Origin of the sequence: Vibrio sp. RE86 (assembly GCF_013114545.1) — a bacterium.
GTDB lineage: Bacteria > Pseudomonadota > Gammaproteobacteria > Enterobacterales > Vibrionaceae > Vibrio.
The window spans coordinates 17125-38747 of record NZ_VTXI01000023.1 but is presented as its reverse complement, the minus strand read 5'-3'; the positions used below and the strand labels follow the sequence as shown (position 1 = coordinate 38747).

15 protein-coding genes and 4 tRNA genes are annotated in these 21623 nt (G+C 44.8%); 3 read left to right on the top strand and 16 right to left on the bottom strand.

Annotated elements, in window-relative coordinates; genetic code table 11:
* Window positions 1-195: 195 nt before the first annotated feature.
* The 3 genes from F0231_RS17930 to pheS all read right to left on the bottom strand — a co-directional run bounded on the left by F0231_RS17930 (window position 196) and on the right by pheS (window position 5285).
* Complete coding sequence (locus tag F0231_RS17930) at window positions 196-1374, bottom strand: hypothetical protein (RefSeq protein ID WP_171761064.1); 1179 nt, start codon at window positions 1372-1374, stop codon at window positions 196-198.
* A 521-nt stretch (window positions 1375-1895) separates the two neighbouring features.
* Window positions 1896-4283 carry a phenylalanine--tRNA ligase subunit beta gene (pheT, locus tag F0231_RS17925; protein ID WP_171761063.1) on the bottom strand — a complete coding sequence of 796 codons (2388 nt, stop codon included), beginning with the start codon at window positions 4281-4283 and terminating at the stop codon, window positions 1896-1898.
* A gap of 18 nt (window positions 4284-4301) precedes the next feature.
* Window positions 4302-5285 (bottom strand): phenylalanine--tRNA ligase subunit alpha, encoded by a 984-nt coding sequence (gene pheS / locus F0231_RS17920; RefSeq protein ID WP_117234713.1) that lies wholly within the window; start codon window positions 5283-5285, stop codon window positions 4302-4304.
* Window positions 5286-5539: 254 nt separating this feature from the next.
* Here pheS and F0231_RS17915 point away from each other — a divergent pair, with 254 nt between their 5' ends.
* Complete coding sequence (locus tag F0231_RS17915; RefSeq protein ID WP_171761062.1) at window positions 5540-6022, top strand: GNAT family N-acetyltransferase; 483 nt, start codon at window positions 5540-5542, stop codon at window positions 6020-6022.
* A 65-nt stretch (window positions 6023-6087) separates the two neighbouring features.
* On the opposite strand, the gene F0231_RS17910 is transcribed toward F0231_RS17915, so the two are convergent.
* The 4 genes from F0231_RS17910 to F0231_RS17895 all read right to left on the bottom strand — a co-directional run bounded on the left by F0231_RS17910 (window position 6088) and on the right by F0231_RS17895 (window position 11429).
* The gene (locus tag F0231_RS17910; RefSeq protein ID WP_171761061.1) at window positions 6088-7269 is read right to left on the bottom strand and encodes a hypothetical protein; all 1182 of its coding nucleotides are present in this window, start codon (window positions 7267-7269) and stop codon (window positions 6088-6090) included.
* A gap of 6 nt (window positions 7270-7275) precedes the next feature.
* Complete coding sequence (locus tag F0231_RS17905; RefSeq protein ID WP_171761088.1) at window positions 7276-8070, bottom strand: outer membrane lipoprotein-sorting protein; 795 nt, start codon at window positions 8068-8070, stop codon at window positions 7276-7278.
* Between the two features lie 13 nt (window positions 8071-8083).
* The gene (locus F0231_RS17900; protein ID WP_171761060.1) at window positions 8084-10459 is read right to left on the bottom strand and encodes an RND family transporter; all 2376 of its coding nucleotides are present in this window, start codon (window positions 10457-10459) and stop codon (window positions 8084-8086) included.
* A 181-nt stretch (window positions 10460-10640) separates the two neighbouring features.
* Window positions 10641-11429, bottom strand: a complete 789-nt coding sequence (locus F0231_RS17895; protein WP_171761059.1) for a TetR/AcrR family transcriptional regulator — start codon at window positions 11427-11429, stop codon at window positions 10641-10643.
* A gap of 279 nt (window positions 11430-11708) precedes the next feature.
* On the opposite strand from F0231_RS17895, the gene F0231_RS17890 reads away from it, so the two are divergent.
* Window positions 11709-12800, top strand: a complete 1092-nt coding sequence (locus F0231_RS17890; RefSeq protein WP_171761058.1) for a PQQ-dependent sugar dehydrogenase — start codon at window positions 11709-11711, stop codon at window positions 12798-12800.
* Window positions 12801-12855: 55 nt separating this feature from the next.
* On the opposite strand, the gene F0231_RS17885 is transcribed toward F0231_RS17890, so the two are convergent.
* The 9 genes from F0231_RS17885 to uvrY form a co-directional block, all read right to left on the bottom strand.
* A complete protein-coding gene (locus F0231_RS17885; protein ID WP_171761057.1) occupies window positions 12856-14361 on the bottom strand; it encodes a sensor domain-containing diguanylate cyclase in 1506 nt (501 codons plus the stop codon).
* On the bottom strand, window positions 14362-14832 hold the full coding sequence (locus tag F0231_RS17880; RefSeq protein ID WP_171761087.1) for a hypothetical protein: 471 nt from the start codon (window positions 14830-14832) through the stop codon (window positions 14362-14364). It lies immediately after the preceding gene.
* A gap of 263 nt (window positions 14833-15095) precedes the next feature.
* Window positions 15096-15171 (bottom strand) — tRNA-Gly (locus F0231_RS17875).
* Between the two features lie 17 nt (window positions 15172-15188).
* Window positions 15189-15275 (bottom strand) — tRNA-Leu (locus tag F0231_RS17870).
* An 87-nt stretch (window positions 15276-15362) separates the two neighbouring features.
* Window positions 15363-15438 (bottom strand) — tRNA-Gly (locus F0231_RS17865).
* A 3-nt stretch (window positions 15439-15441) separates the two neighbouring features.
* Window positions 15442-15515, bottom strand: a tRNA-Cys gene (locus F0231_RS17860).
* A gap of 261 nt (window positions 15516-15776) precedes the next feature.
* A complete protein-coding gene (gene pgsA, locus F0231_RS17855) occupies window positions 15777-16334 on the bottom strand; it encodes a CDP-diacylglycerol--glycerol-3-phosphate 3-phosphatidyltransferase (protein ID WP_171761056.1) in 558 nt (185 codons plus the stop codon).
* Window positions 16335-16412: 78 nt separating this feature from the next.
* Entirely contained in the window at window positions 16413-18242 is a 1830-nt protein-coding gene (uvrC, locus tag F0231_RS17850) for an excinuclease ABC subunit UvrC (RefSeq protein WP_171761055.1), read from the bottom strand.
* A 47-nt stretch (window positions 18243-18289) separates the two neighbouring features.
* Complete coding sequence (gene uvrY, locus F0231_RS17845) at window positions 18290-18934, bottom strand: UvrY/SirA/GacA family response regulator transcription factor (protein WP_171761054.1); 645 nt, start codon at window positions 18932-18934, stop codon at window positions 18290-18292.
* Window positions 18935-19259: 325 nt separating this feature from the next.
* Between uvrY and F0231_RS17840 the strand changes: the two genes are divergently transcribed.
* Window positions 19260-21623 (top strand): DNA polymerase II, encoded by a 2364-nt coding sequence (locus F0231_RS17840; RefSeq protein WP_171761053.1) that lies wholly within the window; start codon window positions 19260-19262, stop codon window positions 21621-21623.

Sequence of the window (21623 nt, the reverse complement as noted above, 5' to 3'; positions counted from 1 at the left end):
CTATTTCGTGTGCTTTTGCTAGTATTTATTTAGCCGATCAGTTCATAATTCATTCACTTACAATGAATTACCTATTAAATCTGACTTGCTTTTCACATATTCAAGATCATGAGCACTGCCAAAAATGGGTAACCCGTTAGCACGTTTTTATGAGTAGTCGGTGACTAGGAATTGGTCATCGACTACTTAAGAGCATTAATTATATGAGTCATGCTTGTAAGTAAGAGTCATATACTTTTCTTCGTATGAAAGGTTAACGGAGATGTCAGTTTGTTGAGATCTGAAATCAACACTCCTTGCTCGGTATTTGTTATAGGGAATGTTTGTTCCGGTTTCTTTGTAGTTTTTTCTTTCAACAAAATTCCGAACATCTTGGAAGACGGACTCACTTTGGGTTTTAAACGAGGTCTCGATTAAAACCAATCTATCTTCACACTTGCCTTCCCCATATTCTAGGAAAGCAAACCTAACTTTATCTATTTTTGGAAGAGAGAGGTTATTACCCTTTATGTACCTCTGCTCTTTGATAAAAATCGTTTTTTTGCCATTGTTATTAAAGCTGTAAAAAGGAGAACTATAAGATAAGTGATCTCTAGAGTTAGTTAGCTCACAGCTACTGCTTATTCCCATCTTTAGTCCGTAAAGCTCAATTGTTTTTTTGTTGGTGCACAGTTTTAAATCATCAGGGTTATCTGAGCAAAAGACAAGACGGTCAGACTTAAGTGCGTCAATGAAATCGGCTTTAGCATCACTCTTTATACTTTCAGAAAGGTCCGATACTTGAGTGCTCAGATTGTCATTTGCATTAAATGAGATGAATGGATAGTTATTCATGCTTGAGTTTAAGCTAGAGAAATCAACCTCCGATTCTAGTTCTACGTCAGGGTTGGCATCGCTCACCAGGTGATAAATTTGTCTGTATTCTGTTGCGAGTTGATGTAGTTCTTGCATTTCAGGCGTGTATATTTCTAACGCCTTTTTGTATTCAAATTGCAGTTGCCTTGGTAAGTTACCAAGATCTACAACTTCATCCTCATCACTGAAGTTATATTGAAACGCATAAATTCCGTCAGTAACGTCTTCGAGGACTTTTAACTTAATTTTCCAGCCATCTTCACTGTAAAGATCATAGGAATAATGTTGAGCAGTATTGATGCTTGGGTATTGTTGAGCAACATTATAGGCAGCAAGGGAAAGAGCGCTATTCACAAGGTAATAGTCGTAATTATCTCCAATTACAGGCTTGAAGCTGCGGTCGATCACTACAGGTTCAGATGGAACGGTTGAGCTAGAAGATGTGACGGATGACGAGCATCCTGATAACGCCAATAGCAACGTAATTGCTGTTTGTTTTTTTATGATGGAGAGTGACATGATGATCTTTCCGATTCAATTAATTACCCAGAACTTGCGCTACGGTCTTTCCAACCGTTGCGAAATGAATACCCACTTAACATATAGTGTGAGAGCGCAAGTATTGGTTGATCTATTTAGAAATTTAATTGAGATTATTATGTAATCTGGTTCTTATATCTACAGAATTAGTCACAATTCGATAATAAACAAAATCCATTAAGTCATTAATTTATAAGTGGTTATAAGTCTGTTAGCAGTTAACAGCGAGAATTGGATGCCAAGGCACTGTGCACTCTTTACTTTGGAAGGAGCATTTATGTGAAGGGAGCCACTTCTAACGGTAGGTTGTATGAGCGGCACTACCGATAGCGGATATAAAGTTAACGATTTGCCGTCCTTTAATTTATCTATCAATTAATAATTTAGGAAGCTCGCTGGCAAATTTTTGTCCAATAACGAGTTAACACCCTACTCCTTATTCGCCTAAACAAAAAGGCCTCGCAATGCGAGGCCTTTGGTTTTCTATCAATCAGAAGTGATTAGTCGCGAAGTGCTGCGCCGAATTTCTCTGAGATTGAAGCTACGATAGCATCTACTGAGCCAGCGATGTCTGCATCTTCAAGAGTACGCTCTACAGACTGTAGAGTCAGTGCAATAGCTAGGCTCTTCTTGCCTTCTTCTACGCCCTTACCTACGTATACGTCGAATAGTTTCGCGTCTGTTAGGAACTCACCACCAGCTGCGATACACGCTTCAACGATTTCGCCAGAAGCGACTGACTCGTCTACTACTACTGCGATATCACGACGGTTTGCAGGGAACTTAGAAAGCTGTACTGCTTCTGGAATCACTTTAGTGTTGATTGCAGACCACTCAACTTCGAATACGATAGTGCGACCGTTAAGACCGAACTTACGCTCTAGTTCTGGGTGAACAGTACCAATGACACCCACTTCTTTGCCGTCTACGATGATAGCCGCAGATTGACCTGGGTGAAGTGCTGGGTGCTTCGCTGCTGCGAACGAGTATGCTTTTTCGTTTGCAGTTAGCTCAAGGATAGCTTCTAGATCGCCTTTAAGATCGAAGAAATCAACCGTATTTGTCTCAATGTCCCAGTGCTCTTCGCTGCGAGTACCAGCGATAACACCTGCAAGCATTGCTTCTTGACGCATACCGTTTTCAGCAGACTCACATGGGATGAAACGTAGGCCGTATTCGAATAGACGAACGCGTGGCTGTTGACGCTTCTGGTTGTGAACAACCGTGTTTAGTAGACCTTGAATCAGACCTAGACGCATCGCTGACATATCTGCAGAGATTGGGTGCGGTAGGATTAGTGGCTCAACATCTGGCACAACAAGCTTTTGCTGCTCTGGCTCTACGAAGCTGTAAGTAATCGCTTCGTGGTAACCACGGTCAACCAGTAGGTCACGTGCACGTTTTAGCGGAAGGTTCGCTTCTACGTGGTTGTGCATCTTCAGCGTTGCTGCTGGGTGCTGGTTAGGGATGTTATCGTAACCGTAGATACGACCTACTTCTTCAATTAGGTCTTGCTCGATTGCGATATCAAAACGCCAAGTTGGTGCTGTTGCAGTCCAACCTTCAGCCGTTGTTTCAACGGTTAGGCCCAGACGTTCTAGGATCTCAGCAACATCGCTGTCTGCAATGTGGTGACCTAGTAGGTTGTCTAGTTTAGTGCGACGTAGTGCTACTGTGTTTGCTTTTGGTAGGTCAGCTTCTGACTCAACGCCAACAACTGGTGCTACTTCACCGCCACAGATTTCAACAAGAAGTTGAGTTGCACGCTCCATTGCGTCAGCTTGTAGTGCGAAATCCACACCACGCTCAAAACGCATTGAAGAATCAGTATGCAGACCGTAGCTACGAGCACGACCGCGGATATGGTCAGGTGCGAAGAACGCACACTCAAGTAGAACGTCTTTAGTCTCAGTCGTGACACCAGACTCTTCACCACCAAAGATACCTGCGATTGCTAGGGCTTTGTTGTGGTCTGCTACAACTAGAGTATCTGAGTTTAGTTCAGCTTCGCTGCCATCTAGAAGAGTAAGCTTCTCACCCTGCTCTGCTAGGCGAACCACGATGCCACCTTCGATCTTAGCTAGATCAAATGCGTGCATTGGTTGACCTTGCTCTAGAAGAACGTAGTTAGTGATGTCTACTACTGGGTCGATAGAGCGAATACCACAACGGCGCAGTTTTTCTTGCATCCAAAGTGGAGTTTCAGCTTGAACGTTTACGTTTTTAATTACACGACCAAGGTAACGAGGACATGCAGCTGGTGCTTTCACTTCGATAGATACTGCGTCTTCGATAGTGTTTGCAACCGCTTCAACTGATGGCTCAGTTACGTCAGCACGGTTTAGTACGCCAACTTCACGAGCTAGACCACGGATGCTGAAACAGTCAGCGCGGTTAGCAGTAAGGTCTACGTCTACAGTCACGTCGTCAAGACCTAGGAATTCACGGAAATCGGTACCGATTACTGCGTCTTCTGCTAGTTCTAGAATGCCGTCTGATTCTACGTCGATACCTAGCTCAGAGAATGAACAAAGCATACCGTGTGATGGTTGACCACGTAGTTTCGCTTTCTTGATTTTGAAGTCGCCTGGAAGTACAGCGCCAACCGTTGCAACTGCAACCTTGATGCCTAGACGACAGTTAGATGCGCCACATACGATGTCTAGTAGCTCTTCGCCACCAACGTCCACTTTAGTTACGCGTAGTTTGTCTGCGTCTGGGTGTTGACCACACTCAACCACTTTACCTACTTTAACGCCAGTGAATGAGCCAGCCACAGGAAGAACGTCGTCTACCTCTAGGCCAGCCATAGTGATTTGGTGCGTAAGCTCGTCAGTCGATACCGCAGGGTTTACCCACTCACGAAGCCATGATTCGCTGAATTTCATTGTGATGAACCCTCTGGATTACTTGAACTGTTTTAGGAAACGCAGGTCGTTCTCGAAGAACGCACGTAGATCGTTTACGCCGTAACGAAGCATCGCTAGACGCTCGATACCGATACCGAATGCAAAGCCAGAGTATTTCTCAGGATCGATGCCTACGCTACGTAGTACGTTCGGGTGAACCATGCCACAGCCAAGGATTTCTAACCACTTGCCATCTTTACGCTTAACATCCACTTCCATTGAAGGCTCAGTGAACGGGAAGTATGAAGGACGGTAGCGAACTTCTAGATCTTCTTCGAAGAAGTTCGTTAGGAAGTCGTGCAGGATGCCTTTCAGTTGAGCGAAGTTTACGTTTTCGTCTACTAGCATGCCTTCCACTTGGTGGAACATTGGCGTGTGCGTTTGGTCGTAGTCGTTACGGTAAACACGGCCCGGTGCGATGAAGCGGAATGGTGGTTTGCCATTTTCCATCGTACGGATCTGAACGCCTGACGTGTGAGTACGTAGCATTAGATCAGGGTTGAAGAAGAACGTGTCGTGGTCAGTACGCGCTGGGTGATCTTCTGCAATGTTTAGTGCATCAAAGTTGTGGAATGCATCTTCAATTTCAGGACCAGACTCAGTGCTAAAGCCTAGCTCACCAAAGAACTGTTCAATACGCTCAACAGTACGAGTAACTGGGTGTAGACCACCGTTCTCGATACGACGACCTGGTAGAGTTACGTCGATAGTTTCCGCTGCTAGCTTCGCTTCAAGTTCTGCACGTTGAAGTGCATCTTTGCGCGCTGCGATAGCTTGTTGAACAACGCCTTTCGCTTTGTTGATCTCTTGACCAGCACTGCGACGCTCTTCTGGTGGTAGTTTACCTAGGCTTTGAAGCTGAGCCGTTAGCTCGCCCTTCTTACCTAGATACTGAACACGCACTTCATCAAGTGCGACTAGCGACTCTGCAGCTTCAATAGCTGTGTTCGCATTAGCAATGATCTCTTCTAGATGTTGCATCGTTTCCTCATCTACCTACACCTACATGCAATAGGCATAAGTGGTAGTGTCCATTAGGGGGTTCGTACAATTGCACGTTTACCCGACAGGGATCTTGGGTCTTTAAATAGCTGTACATAGTAACGAATGACAAGGTCAAATCCAAACTGAAATCGCCTTATTTACCGCCTTTGGGCAAATTTTCGGCTGAGCGCTTGATAAAAGTGTTTTTAATACCAACTTATTTACCATAGGAAGCATCATAAGGAATGAAGATGACAGTTTCGATTCAACCAATTACCGAGAAACAGAACGACGATATTAGTGCCATCATCAAGGCCGTTGGCGCCGAATTTGGTGCAGTTGGAGAAGGGTTTGGGCCATCTGACCCTGAAGTGCTCGCGATGAGCTATTACTACACTTTAGATAAGAAAAGCTTGTACCTTGTTGCAACGCTTAACGGCAAAATTGTAGGTGGTTGTGGTCTCGCGCCGTTTAATGATTCAGCACAGGTTTGTGAATTAAAAAAGCTATTCTTGTTGCCTGAAAGCCGAGGGTTAGGTTTAGGAAAACAACTGAGTAAACAATGTTTGGAATTTGCCAAAGAGCAAGGCTTCGAACAGTGTTACCTCGACACGCTCAAATCGATGGAGTCTGCGATTAAGCTATACGAAAAGCTCGGTTTTACTCACTTAGAGAACCCACTCGACGGAACAGAGCATAGTGGCTGTGATGTCTGGATGCTCAAGACTCTCTAATCTAAGCAAAAAGGGAGCTAAGTAAGCTCCCTCTAGTTAGATTTCAGAGTAACAATAGCCAAGTACTAGAAATAGTACTCCAGCGACAGTTCGATAAAATCATCTTTACGCCCAAAATAGAGAAGATCTTCGGGTGTTTCATTCTCAAACCACCAGCCATCTATCGTCCAACTCAAGTTATTGGTCAAGCGGCTTGAAGCCTCAAGTTTAGCGCTGTACACATCACTGTTATCAAGGTCTTGTGTTATCCCAAAGAGAACCTCGGTGCTATCTTCGTCGTTAAGCGTGACACGCATGCCGGCGAAGAGATCATTTTGGCCTATACTCTGAGCATTGTTTCCTCGGCTGTCATACAAATACTCAGCAATCAAACCTAAATCCCATACCGTTTCAAAAGCACCCACAATCGTGTACTCAAACCCAGAAACTAGGCCAACATGATGGTCAGCACTGTCGCGGTAGATGCTCTCGAGTTTCCACAGCCAATCTTCCACAATACCTTGCACATCGAGCCCAACTTGTTTGGCTTGTGCGTAGTATGGCTTTAGCTCGCTACCATGGAGTTGATAGTAAGGATCACGGTTTGTGCCTTGAAAGTAACTTAGACCAATATCCCAATCTCCTAGCATTTGAGAGTAACGCAGCGCGAAATCGATATGTTGCTCCTCACGAGACGATTCATAAATGGCATCATCAGAGACCGGAATCGTCGGTCTTAAGCGCCCGTCAATACCAGAGAATGTTCGTTCTCTAAAGTACGGGAGGAGCATCGCATCCACACTGCCCCACTCTTTTATCGAGGTAAAATGAACCATAGGTTGGCCCAGTTTATCTTCCCCATCGACAGACTCAATGGCGTCGGTCTGGTTGACTACATCCACCAAATGAGCTGACTCAGTCACGCCCCAAAAGACTTTACCAATACCTGCTCGAAGCTCGTAATCATCCCAGTAGGTTAGATAAAGCGCTTCTCGAATATCTCCATGGCTTCGCTCATCATCTAAGCTGTCCAATCGGTAAAACGGTGTGAACGTAAAATCGGAACTATCACCGAGTTGCCAGTAGAGCTCTGGTTGAATGACCAAAGAAGTTTGGCCTTTGTCTTGGCCTTGTAACCCTGACGAGAAAAATTGACGATGTTCAACATTTACTTGTCCTGCCAACTCAAATGAGTGACAGTGTAACGAAAATAAAGTCAAGGATATGCTGGCCGCTAACCGACCAGCTAGGTTTATTATCTTTTTCATAGTGCGCTACTTCACTCGCTTGAGCACATTTTTCTCAAAATCTTTCTCTCTCAAACCGGTTTGAAAGTCGAGGTTACTGGTCGTAAGGGTAGTGCTTTTTCCTGTTTGGTGGTTCACCATCGCCATAGTATGAGCGCGCCAGTACTTATTGAGGTACTGCTTGTAGTCTTCAAACTGCAGTGTTTTCAACAGCGACCCTTTTCGATCGTAAAATTCCACCTGCAATGGTCGGTAGTGGTCTTTATCTAACCAGACAACCTGCTTGGTGTAGCCAGAGTTTTTGTCGGTAGGAATTTGTTCTATACGATAGGTGTCGACGCCCTTGAATGTCTCGTTTCCAAGGTGATTAAACGTGTATTTCTCGAGTTCAAAGGAGCTTAAGTCCTCATAGGCGAATTCGCTGCCCATAAACGGACCTGATTTATTACGCGAAGAAATACGTTTCACTCGTTTTAGCGCTGGCAAATACAACCATTGATCATCCGCTTCAATGATGTGCGAATGATTGAGGAAAGCTGTTCCTTTCACATCACGGGGCTGATCAAAAATCGTCAACCCTTTGTCGCCTTCATCAGCCATTTCAAACGACTTTAAACGCATCTCGCGAGTGCTGCTTTCACCTTGAGCATTGCGTAAAATCATCTGCATCGTCGCCACGGAGTCGCCCCACCCTTCATCACGGACTTTGCGCTCTTTAGCAATTTCGAACCCTTTTTCAGGCGAAGCAGACACCTGACCTGAAAGTGCCAACAAAGCAGAGAGTGCGACGGCTTTGATCATTGATTGAGTCTTAGTTTTCATCATGTACATCCTTTTAGCTTTGAGTCGTTGGGTTGGGTGTCAGGGCGTCTGACGTTTGTTTGCTTTCTTCTACATAGTTTGCGGTATCAAACTTCATTAACAGTGCTGGTAAGAAGATAAAATCCACTACAAGTGCGATAAAGATGACGATAGCGCTGAGCTGCCCCATATCGGCATTCAGCCTAAAGCTAGACATCGCTAGAACAGAGAATCCCGCTACCAACACGACGGTTGTAATCCACAGTGCTCGCCCGACCGTGTGAAACGCATATCGAACCGCTTCTTCAGCGTCTTTACCCTGCTTTCTTGCTCTCTGGTATTTAGATAAGAAGTGAACGGAGTCATCCACCACAATACCTAGGGTCAATGTCACAACGACTGACAGACCAAGGTTGATCTCTCCCGATAGCACAGCCCACAATCCAAAACCGATAATTGCAGGTGCCATGTTCGGTACCACGCTGATCAAACCTAAACGTAACGATCTCAACGAGAAGATCATCAACACTGAAATTAGAATTAACGTGATAGGTAAAGTCGATAACATGCTGGCCATGTTGGTTTCACCGATGTGAGCAAACATCAATGAAGGACTTGAGGCGACAACCTGATATTGAGGCGCATTTTGAGCAAACCAGTGGTAGATGCGATTCTCTAGATCAACTAACTCCACACTACCAAGGTTGTCGATGGTCACCACCATTTTGATCGATGACTTATCGACGTTAATTTGGTTGTTCAGATCTAAGCCATAAGGAAGCGACATTTCGTAAAGCAGCAGATATTGAGCCGCCAGTTCTCTATCAAGTGGTAACTGATAAAAGCTTTCGTCGTCACTGTGCATGTTTTTGTTCAAACGCTTGTACACGTCCGAAAGTGTAGCGACATGGTCCGTTTCAGGCTGGGCACGAAGCCACTCCGTAAACTTACCTATGGTCTTTAGATAAGCGGGATCTGAAATGCCTTGAGATTCATTGCTTTTAATCGCAATGCTGATGTTGGTCATGCCACTAATACGCTCTTCCATAAAGTCTGCGGCACGGCGAAACTCACTACGAGAATCAAAGTATTTGACTGACTCATCGTTGATTTTATTGAGAGGAAGAAGGCTTGCAGATACAGCAATAACCAACGCAGAAACAGGCAGCAAAGCTTTGCGATTACGCACGACCCAATCACCCAGTTTGTCCATCAGATCTAATGGTTGTTTACCATCTTCATCGGTCACTTTTACTCTAATCGGCAGTACTTTGAGTAGAGCCGGTAACAGTGAAAGTGATAGGAAACAAGCAATCATCACCCCGAGCGCCGCTAAGTTACCAAAATCACGTAACACCGGAGAATCCGACATATTCATCATCAGGAAACCAATCGCGGTGGTAATTGAAGTGATGACAATCGGCATTAGGTTAACCATGACGCTTTGATCAATCGCGTAGCGTTTACTGTGGCCACGTTTCATGTTTTGGCGCATAGTAGCAATCACGTGTACGCAATCTGCAACCGCTAGAGTCATGACCAGTGTGGGTATATTGACCGTTGCTGTGCTCAAGAACATACCCGCCCAGCCCGACAGCCCCATTGTCGCCGCCACCGAACCGATGATGACAGCCAATGTTGCAAGAACACTCAAAAACGATCGCAGCATCACAGTAAGAAACAGGAGAATGACCAGTAGCATGGTAGGAACAAGCGTGAAGCTGTCATCTTGCGCGGCGACCATAAAGGCGTAGTTCATGGCGATGATGCCCGCTTTGTGAAACTCCATATCAGGATAAAGCGCTTGGTACTTTTCAATCATTTGATCGACATAGGTCACCACTTCTATCGCTTCCGCTGTCTCGTCGATTTCAGGCATTTGCACGGTAATATTGACGACTGTGACATCTCCGGTTTCTGAGATAAGAGCATGTTTCAAAGCAGGTTCTGACAGAGCGACCCGCTTAACCTTAGCGATACGCTCCTCCGTCAGCACATATTCGTCGAGCAGTAAATCTTCGACAATCAGATCATCGTCATACGCTTCGGTATGTTGGTAGTTGGCAAGGGAATCCACTCGACTCGAGTATGGGACTTGCCATGCTTCCTGTGTGAGCTGTTGGATTAAGGTTAGGGTTGTGGGTTCAAAGACATTACCGCTTTTGGGCGCAATCACAATTGAGAGGTTATCTGATTTGGAAAAGGTGGTTTGAATTTCATCGAACGCTCTAAGCTGAGCATTTTGTCCATCGAAGAAGATGTTGTAGTCACCTCTAAAATAGAGGTTTTTTCCACCGACGGTCGCGGCGACCACCATGGCGATAGTAAAGAGCAGAACCCACCAACTATACTGCGTCGGTAAGGTTAGCCAGGGCGAAGGCGGGGTTGAGTTAGTACGTTGTTCGTTCATCACACTCTCCGTTTGTGACGTTTCGTCAAAAGTTATCACTTAAAAACCAGCTTTTGCTGGTCACTAAGTTATTTCGTGAAGTTCCAAACACTAGAACTTACGCATTAGTCTTTTTGTGACGATTCGTCATAAACGGTGATTTAAAAAGCCCAATCGAGGGCTTTCATTCACAGTGTGGTATTTATCTTCCCACAGACTCGAGATACTCAAGTTCTTGAGAAAACAGCGACAGTTCTACTTGTCGCCAAGTCTTTCGGTAATCCCAATGCGTTGATAGCGGTTTCCAACCTAGACCATCAAGCAACATATTCGCATTATTTAGTACAGTAAATGGGTCTTCTAAACGTTTGATACAGTGGCTATTAGAAGCATTCTGAGTGAGCGCGTTCGATCCAAAAGCAATTGACCAGTTAGCAAAGACTATCGCATCAGACCCAATGCCTGGCGAAAACTGCAAGTCACCGCTCTCGACAGCCACATGAACTAACTTGTCCGCATGATCAATAACGAGCTCTTCAAGTGCATTCAGCTCTTTGACTCGCTCTGGGGAAGCTTTCTCTAGTACCCATGGGCTTTTCGCCATAATGGCACACGTAGACAAAACCGGCTCCATACGAGCATATATACGATACCCAACATGCAGTGCAATGACTTTCTCTCGGCTATTGCCTTGATATTCACCCGCACGTGCGAACAGTATCGCCTCACTTTTTAATGAATGAATACATAAAGCCAGAATCACATCTTCTTTGCTGCAAAAGTGATTGTAAATCGTTCCTTTCGAGTATGAGCTTGCCGCCGTCAACTTATCCATTGTTAAGTTACTCCAGCCCTGCTCTTGCACCAAAGCCTTAGCTAATAGAGTCAGTTCTACTTCCCTATCTGCTATAGCCTGCTGTTTCTTGGTTAAGCCCGATGAACAGCGTGTGCCCTCTTTTTTATCACTTTTATTACAGCTAAAGCCAAACATGATTACTAATCCATATCCGTGGTTTACTCCCTAACCTTACTATTGTAACACGATTACCAACAGCGTGATAAACACCATTTGTGACGCTTCGTCATTTCTGACACATCGTCATAATAGTATATTTATCGATCAGATCAAGGGAATTTATAAATAATATTCATGCCGATTATATTTTCTCAATTCAAAGACACTTAGGCTTGAGTCCGTTTCAAAACTTGAGAAAATTGGTCACCTAACCTGTCTGCCTCAATGCTACTATTGGGATAATGAAGTGACAAAATGGATGTTTATATGAGACGGTTCAGCTATTTAGTAGCACTAAACCTAATGGTTCCCATGGCTACCTACGCAAACAACTGGTCTGCGGAAGTGGTTACTCAAGGGCTCAATATTCCTTGGGGTATGACCTACATGGGTAAAAATCAGGTCATGGTTAGTGAAAAGAGTGGCAAGATCGGCGTGCTGGATCTTTCGACCAACGAATACAAGTATATCGGAGAGCAGAAGAGTACCAACGTTTATGGTCAAGGTGGTCTCCTTGATGTTGCAAAATCACCCTTTGAGCCCGACCGCTATTACTTCACCTATTCAAAACAATCGGGCTCTCATATTGAGACAACGCTCGCTTCAGTGACCTATGAAAGCGGTTCACTTGGTCACTGGCAAGAGCTCTTGGTAACCCAGTCTGGCTCAGATGGCGGGCGTCACTTTGGTAGTCGAATTACGTTTGACGATCAGTACCTTTACTTCAGTGTTGGTGATAGAGGTGAGCGCAGCAATGGCCAGAACCTCAACACTCACTCAGGTTCCATTCTGAGGGTAATGCCAGATGGCTCACCTGCCCCAACTAATCCATTTATTAACCAAGCTGATGCTCAGCCAGAAATTTGGAGTTTCGGCCACCGTAACCCTCAAGGGCTCCACTACGATGCAGCCAGTCAAAAGCTTTGGTCAATCGAGCATGGTCCAAGGGGCGGAGATGAAATCAATCTCATCAAAAAAGGGAACAATTATGGCTGGCCAATTACCTCACATGGAAAAGAGTATTGGGGACCAATCTCCGTTGGCGAAGGGCAAGAGAAAGAAGGTATAACCTCACCAAGCAAGGTCTACATTCCCTCCATTGCGCCAGGGTCCTTAGTGCTTTATAGAGGCGAAAAACATCCTGAACTCAAAGGGAAGTTGCTTGCTGGAGCACTGAAGCTCGCTCATATCAACGTACTCACTATTGAAGGAAATAGTATTGTTGCTGAGGAAAGAATTTTAGAAGACCTTGGTGAAAGAATTCGCGATATAGAACCATTACCAAATGGCGATATTTTGTTTAGCACTGACAGTGGCAAGATATTTCGATTGATGAACCACAAGTAGTAGCCTCTCTATTTTTGATAGTCCCAATAGTGCGCATAAGAAAGTCTTCTGCGCACTATGCCATTTCAACAAGCTCTTTATTGCTCGCCCAAGTCACTTGGTTGCGCCCATTTTGCTTGCACATGTATAACGCTTTATCCGCGACGTTAAACATAGACTCATGCAGTTGTGGATGGGTATTGAATACATTATCGAGATCATCTTGGGTTGCTATTGCACCACCCACTGACACCGTAAGATGACCATGAGGTTGATTACCTTCATGTTTAATCTCAAGTGCCGCTATTTTACTTCGTAGGAGCTCAGTGTGTTGGATCAGTTGGTTCATCTCTTTTCGCGCACAAAGAATCACAAACTCTTCCCCCCCATAGCGAAACGCAAGGTCGCTATCATGTGCGATGTCGTTGATGGCAGCTCCAACTGAAGAAAGTGCATTGTCTCCTTGAGTATGCCCATACAGATCATTGAATGCTTTAAAGTTATCAACGTCACATATCACAAGCCCTACATAATGTCCTTTCGCGATGTGGCGTTTTAAAAAGGGAATTCCTGTTCGAGAGTATTTATAACGGGAACCAAGACCAGTCAGGGGATCCGTGTCGGTACGAGTTCTGAGAATAGTCAGCTGATTATCGAGTTTGATTAGCAAACCTTGATACGCTCTTGCCAGTTGGCCTATTTCGTCCCCTCGGTTGAGCTCTTTCAAACTCACAATATTCGTTTGGGAGTGCTCGGTACGCATGTGGTCGGCTAAGGATTTAAGAGGCGAAACAATCCAGTGTGTCACCCAGCCTATCAGAACCAGTGATAACGCTAAGGCAACGACCGCTTCGGCAACAATCTCTTCGATCAAGGAGTGCTGTAATTCAGTTAGCGCACTGGCATCAAACACAGCCCAAACCTCGCCACCATTTTTGTTCCTCAGCGGAAGGATGACATTGAGTGTGCAGAGTTCCTCGTCTAAGTAATAGGGAGCTTGATTCAGCTGAGGTTTTTTCCAAGGAACATAAGTGTTATTTGACACAAAAAGACTTTCAGCAAGAGAGTCGTATTCTCGACTAACACGATTGTGGATGAACTTCAGCTTCTTATGGCGAATGGTGTTACTTTGCTCTGTCGCCGCTATTTGAGCGTTCAAGGCCGATAACTTTGCTTCTAATTCATCAAGTTCATCCTCTTTAACATCGGCACGCCACAGGTATTCTAAACGCTTAAAGTAACGAACATGGACACTCTGGCCTGAATAATCAGATTTGCCAACGATATCGAGAAACTCTAAGCCATCAACCGAAGAAAGGATCTCTTGTGTTGAAGGCATGGTCAAGTTGGCGTAGTTCACGCCAGCGACTGAACTTGATAAAAACGAAATGTGTGGCGCTAAAGTCAGCTTTGCTATGGTGGCTGAAGATTCTACATGACGATGCCATTCACTTTGGTAGCGTGTATAACTAAAGCCAGAAATTAGAATCACAACTAGAAACAGGTGTGAGACCAACAGCATTTGATTGATCGATAACTTTGCCACAAGGCGGGATGGGAGTGAACGTATGTTTGTTCTCATCTACTGATCGCTGAACACATCTAAAACGGGCTCTGCACAGGTCCCATTGACACAGATGTCTTTATAGGTACTGTGGCAGCTTTGGCAAAATGCTGGTTGCAGAGATGGGTGAGTATGGCTGATGTCTTCCCCTTGACGGTTGTAACTGCCATACACCGCTTCGCCACCGATATGTTCTGTGACCCACACAATCCCTTCGACTTCCGAAACCGCCACAGCAGTCAAACCGTCACTGTATGGACCATGTGTCTTGTATTGTTCGAGTTTATCTGGGTTAACACGAATGGTAAGGGGGGAGCCCTGACCATTATTGATCCAACTATAGGCTCTTACAGATTCTTGAATGAAAAGGGATGTATCAGGAGGAAGCACAGTATCAGCTGGCAAGTTGACCGACTCTTTAACTATCGGCCACTTTAAAAAATCTTCAGGAAACGAGGCAATCGATTCTGCTTTCACTGCAAATGTCATCAATAGGCTTACAACCAAGGGAAAACTAAGAAACTTCTTTAAACTATCCATGTACTGCCTATCTGATTACGAAGAACGATACTGTTTATAAATCGAGAGCATTTTATTAGATCTGTAAATAAAATCACAACTCTCAGTTAGTGAAAGTTTGTACTCAAGCTGTAAAAATAGTGAAGTGAATGGAGTTCTAAAAAGGAACGTAGAATGAACTGCTTGCTTTAAATGCAAAAAAGCCTCGATATTTCTATCGAGGCTTTTTTAACTGGAGCGACACACGAGGTTCGAACTCGTGACCTCAACCTTGGCAAGGTTGCGCTCTACCAACTGAGCTAGTGTCGCATAAAGTTTGAGTTAGATGGTGCCCCGGGCCGGACTTGAACCGGCACAGCGCGAACGCCGAGGGATTTTAAATCCCTTGTGTCTACCAATTCCACCACCAGGGCACACAAATCTAAATTTGCGATGCCTTTTACTGAAGTAAGTAAAACACCATCTTGATATCGATTATGCCTAATCGCTATCTTAAAATTTGGAGCGACACACGAGGTTCGAACTCGTGACCTCAACCTTGGCAAGGTTGCGCTCTACCAACTGAGCTAGTGTCGCGAATGGAGGCGCCTCCCGGAGTCGAACCGAGGTCCACGGATTTGCAATCCGCTGCATGGCCACTCTGCCAAGGCGCCTTCGCTGTCCTAAGTGGTTAAGCTTTCGCTTAGTTCCTCTTGGGTACGGAATGCATTCTACGGATTCGGCCTACTGAGTCAACACTATTTTTGATTTTTTAAATCGTTTGTCTATTTAACACTCAAAACTGGCTATATTGCTCAGTTTTTTAGCAAATAAATCAGAGAAATCGTTGAGATAACTGTATTTATTACAAAGTTTGGCGAAGCGGTCTTTAAATAACAGACACAAAAAAGCGGACCAAAATGTCCGCTTCATAATCAGTGATGTTCTTCTGCCAACAAGTCGTCTTTTGCTGCCATTAAGTATTGAGCCATCGACCAGTACGTCAAGAATGTTGCAATGTACAGTGCACCAAATCCAAGCCATACCATCCAATCGTCATAGCGCCAGATAAGTACCCATAATGCGAACATTTGGCTAACTGTCTTCACTTTACCGACCCATGAAACCGCGACACTTGCACGTTTACCAATTTCAGCCATCCATTCACGCAGAGCAGAGATAATGATCTCTCGTGCAATCATGGTTACTGCGGGGATAGTGACCCAAATGCTATGGAAGTGTTCGGTGATAAGAATAAGCGCTGTCGCAACAAGAACCTTGTCGGCAACAGGGTCAATAAAGGCACCAAATCGAGAGGTTTGACCCAGCTTACGAGCCAGCATGCCATCAAGCCAGTCGGTAAAACCCGCAACCCAGAACACCATTGCTGCAGCAAAAGGAGACCAGCTATAAGGAAGGTAAAAAATAACGACAAATACTGGAATTAAGAAAAGTCGCAACAAAGACAAGATGTTTGGAATATTTAAACGCATATTTTTAAAAGGCTCTTTTTGTTTGCGTATTGCTCTATTTGGTGCTTCAAACAGGGCTCTTATGGTGCGGGATTTTTCTTATTGTTTCAATGCTTGATGAATGTTTTCTGCCAAAGAAAAGCTGATACCCGGCACTTTGGCGATTTCTTCTACACTTGCTCTCTTGAGTTCTTGCAGACCGCCCATGTATTTCAGCAATGCCTGACGACGTTTCGGCCCTACCCCTTCAATACCTTCTAAAGCACTGGTTCTACGGGTTTTACCACGTTTCGCTCTATGTCCAGCAATTGCATGATTGTGGCTCTCATCTCGAATATGTTGCATTAGGTGAAGAGCAGGCGCATCACTTGGCAAGTTAAACTCATCACCACTTACGGTAATCAAAGTTTCCAAACCTGGTTTGCGAGTGACCCCTTTTGCAATACCTATCAATTGCGGGCGCTTAGGCCAATCTCCCCAGTAGTGAGAGATGATCTCGTGCGCGCGGTTTAATTGACCTTTACCACCATCGATAAAGACAATATCTGGGATTTTCTCGACATCTAACTGTTTCGAGTAACGGCGCTCTAACGCTTGTCCCATCGCAGCGTAATCATCACCCCCTGTGATTCCTGTGATGTTGTAGCGGCGGTACTCTTGCTTCACTGGGCCTTCTTGGTTAAAGACCACGCATGAGGCGATGGTGCTCTCGCCCATTGTGTGAGAGATATCGAAACATTCCATACGAGTAATCGTTTCAATATCAAGCAGCTCGCCTAGCTCTTTAAAACGCTGCGAGATTGTCATCTTATGGTTGATCTTGGTCGTAATCGCCGTGAGTGCGTTAGTGTTTGATAGTTTCAGGTAACGCCCACGTGTTCCTGTCGGGTTGATGTGAAACTGTACTTTGCGCCCTGCGATACCCGTTAACGCTTCCTCTAGGGGTTGTGTCTCTTCGGTAAGACCTTCATTGAGGATAATGCGAGTCGGCACAGTACGCGCCTCATTGTGATTCAAATAGTACTGGCTCAAGAAGCTATAGAAGACCTCTTGCTGCGTTGTATTATTCGGAATTTTAGGAAAGTGGCTACGACTGCCGAGTACTTTACCTTGGCGAATCATCAAGATGTGAATACAAGCGATACCATTCTCTTGGGCAAAACCGAGAACGTCCATATCATCCATTGAGTCTTCAGAAACAAACTGTTGCTCTTGAACACGCCTGATCGCTTGAATCTGATCGCGAAACTTAGCGGCATCCTCAAACTTTAACGCTTGACTCGCCTGCTCCATTTTTTCAACCAGTGATGTTAGAACCTGCTGATCCTTGCCTTGTAAGAACAGTCGAACCAGATCCACCAGCTCGGTATACTCTTGGTCTGAAATAACACTGCTCACACATGGTGCGGCGCAACGCCCAATCTGATACATCAAACATGGTCGAGTACGATTGGCATAAACGGTGTCTTCACATTGTCTTACGGGAAAGATCTTTTGCAGCAAGTGCAAGGTTTCACGAACAGCGCCGGAATCAGGATAAGGGCCAAAGTACTCCCCTTTGCGCTTTTTCGCGCCACGATGCATCGAAAGTCTTGGGTGCTTATGACCGCTCACGAATATATATGGATAAGACTTATCATCACGCAGCAACACGTTGTATTTCGGTAGATACTGCTTGATGTAGTTATGTTCTAGAATTAACGCTTCTGTTTCAGTGTGCGTCACAGTCACATCAATTTTGGCAATATTACTTACCAATGCGCGTGTTTTTTCACTATCGACTTTGCTACGAAAATAGCTAGAGAGGCGTTTTTTGAGGTCTTTGGCTTTACCGACGTAAATGACAACAGCCTCGGTGTTATACATTCGATAAACACCGGGCTGATTAGTCACTGTCTTTAGAAAAGAAGCCGAATCGAATTGGGTCATACCAATACCATTATTTGGCTTTGTAGAACTGTGATATTAAAGATGCCTTACAAAGTTTCCGTATCAATCATACCGTGTCGAATCGCTAAGTGAGTCAATTCAACATCGCCACTGATGTCTAGTTTATTGAACAGACGGTAACGGTAACTGTTTACTGTTTTAGGGCTTAGGTTTAACTGCTCAGAAATATCAGTCACCTTTTGTCCTTTAGTAATCATCATCATTATTTGCAGTTCACGCTCTGACAGATCGGCAAATGGGTTTTCCGATGCCGGAGAAAATTGACTTAGTGCCATCTGTTGAGCGATCTCTGGTGAAATGTAGCGTTGACCACTATTCACCATACGAATTGCGTTGACCATCTCATCTGGGCCAGCGCCTTTAGTCAGATACCCTGCGGCACCTGCTTGCATCACTTTAGTTGGAAACGGATTTTCCGTATGAACAGTTAAAACGATGATTTTAACATCAGGACTAAAACGCAGGATCTTCTTGGTCGCTTCAAGACCGCCAATACCCGGCATATTCATATCCATTAAAATGACGTCAGCATGGTTGCTACGACACCACTTTACTGCTTCTTCACCGCTTTCAGCTTCCCCTGCTACGTTCATTCCACGGACGTCTTCAATAATACGTCGTATCCCTGTGCGAACCAGCTCGTGATCATCTACAAGGAAAACATTTATCAAACTTGTATCTCCACACTATTACTTTGGCTCTGCACCCCACTATTGTGGTTTACAGCATCGCTGCCTAGTTTAACTTAATTCACAAAAATTTGCTTACACTGAATATGTGCTGAAACGCGAAGATTAGCAAGTACTTATTTTCAGATATGCCACTTAAATTGCAAATAAGATTTTAATCAATAAGTTATGACTCATTTCATGCCAATTCAACATGTTTAAGACTGTTCAAAAGAGGTAGAGATATCCGCTTCTATTTATGTTTATTCGTCTATGTTAATCTAGGGGCTGTAGATATTTCTGCACCATTTCATTTATCTAGTTCATCATGGTTATTCAAAACGGTTTCTTACTCACTCGACAAGCTCGCGATGTTAAAGGTAGTACTCAAATTGATCTTTGGCTCTCTACGGAACAAGGGCCTACTCAGCTGCTGATTAGCGGTGAAAAGCCGGTCTTTTTCATCCATCAAACAACGCTTGAACAAGCCAAACTGCTCGCGAGCAGCAATGGTCTCGCCGTGGAGTGGAAGCCTCTCGCTTTGACTAGCTTTGATCTAGAACCACTTGCTGCCTGTTACACCACAACAACCAAGCAATCTCAGACCTTGAGCAACTTGCTCAAGCAACATGACATCACTGTGCTTGAAGATGACATTCGACTCGCCGACCGCTTTCTAATGGAGCGTTTTGTTCAAGGCAGTATCGAGTTTACCGGTGATGCAACATCAATGGGCACCTACCAACGATACAACGACGCAAAATGTCGTCAGGGCGGTTACACGCCTAAGCTCAACGTGGTTTCCTTAGACATCGAGTGTTCAGAGAAAGGCGTTTTATATTCCATTGGCTTAGATAGCCCGATGGACAGTCGTGTGATCATGATAGGTGAACCGGAGCCTGCAGAGACCCCTATTGAGTGGGTAAAGAATGAGAAAGAGCTGCTTCAAGCGATGGTGAGATGGTTTAACCAGTTTGATCCTGATGTCATTGTCGGCTGGAATGTTATCGACTTCGATTTTCGCTTGTTACATAAACGTGCCGAGTGGAACCAGATAAAGTTGATGATCGGCCGAGGAAACCAAGCCAGCTTCTTCCGCACCTCCAATACCACGCAGCAAGGATTTATCTCAATTCCTGGCCGAGTCGTGATGGATGGTATTGATACGCTAAAAACCGCAACCTACCATTTTCGTAGCTGGTCATTGGAGTCCGTTTCGCAAGAACTGCTGGGTGAAGGCAAACAGATTCACAACGTTCACGACCGGATGGCAGAAATCAATCAGATGTTCCGCTCTGATAAACCCTCACTCGCTAAGTACAACTTGCAAGATTGTGTGCTGGTTAACAAGATATTCGCTCACACTCACCTACTAGAGTTTGCGATTGAACGTTCAAAACTCACAGGGGTTGAGCTTGATCGTGTTGGCGGATCAGTTGCTGCTTTTACCAATCTATACCTACCTCAAATACATCGCGCAGGGTATGTAGCACCTAACCTTCACCCTGAAAATTGGTTAGCAAGCCCCGGTGGCTATGTGATGGACTCGATCCCTGATCTGTATGATTCGGTCTTGGTGCTCGATTTTAAGAGTCTATACCCTTCTATTATTCGGAGCTTTCTGATCGATCCAATGGGATTGATTGAGGGCTTACAACAAGATATTGGCTGTGGCGATGATGAAGCCGTACCTGGATTCCGAGGTGGTCAATTCCACCGTTCTCGTCACTTCCTACCCCAGATGATCGAACATTTATGGGCCGCGCGTGACGTTGCAAAAAAGAACAATGAGAAAGCGTTCTCCCAAGCCATCAAGATCATCATGAACTCGTTCTATGGAGTACTCGGCTCGTCTGGCTGTCGATTCTTCGATACCCGTCTTGCATCCAGTATTACGATGCGCGGACATGAGATCATGAAGCAAACCAAAAAGCTGATTGAGGCCAAAGGTTATCAGGTAATTTATGGCGACACAGACTCTACCTTTGTCTCTTTAAATGGTGAATTTAACCAAACTCAAGCAGACGAAATCGGCCTAGAGCTTGTGGCGTATATCAATGAGTGGTGGGCGAATCACCTTCGTCAAGAGTACAACCTAAACTCCATTTTGGAACTTGAGTATGAGACCCACTATCGTAAGTTTTTGATGCCGACCATTCGTGGTCAAGAGACAGGTTCGAAGAAACGCTACGCTGGCCTTATCGGCGAAGGTAAACAAGAGCGTATCGTGTTTAAAGGACTTGAAAGTGCCAGAACTGACTGGACACCACTTGCACAAGAGTTTCAGCAACAACTTTATTCAATGGTATTCCACGATGAAAATCCAAGTGACTATGTCCGTCAGTTTGTAGAACGCACCAAAACGGGTGACTTTGATGATAAATTGGTTTATCAAAAACGCCTTCGTCGCAAACTGCACGAGTACCAAAAGAACATTCCGCCACAAGTTCGAGCCGCTCGTATGGCTGATGAGATCAATGAAAAGCTTGGTCGCCCGCTTCAATACCAAAATAAAGGTAGGATCGAGTACGTGATCACCATTTCTGGTCCTGAGCCAAAGGAATATCAAAAGAACGCCATTGATTATCAGCACTACATTGATAAGCAGTTAAAGCCTGTCGCAGAAGCGATACTCCCATTTATTGGTATCGACTTTGCGACGTTAAGCGAACCTCAGCTCGGCTTGTTCTAA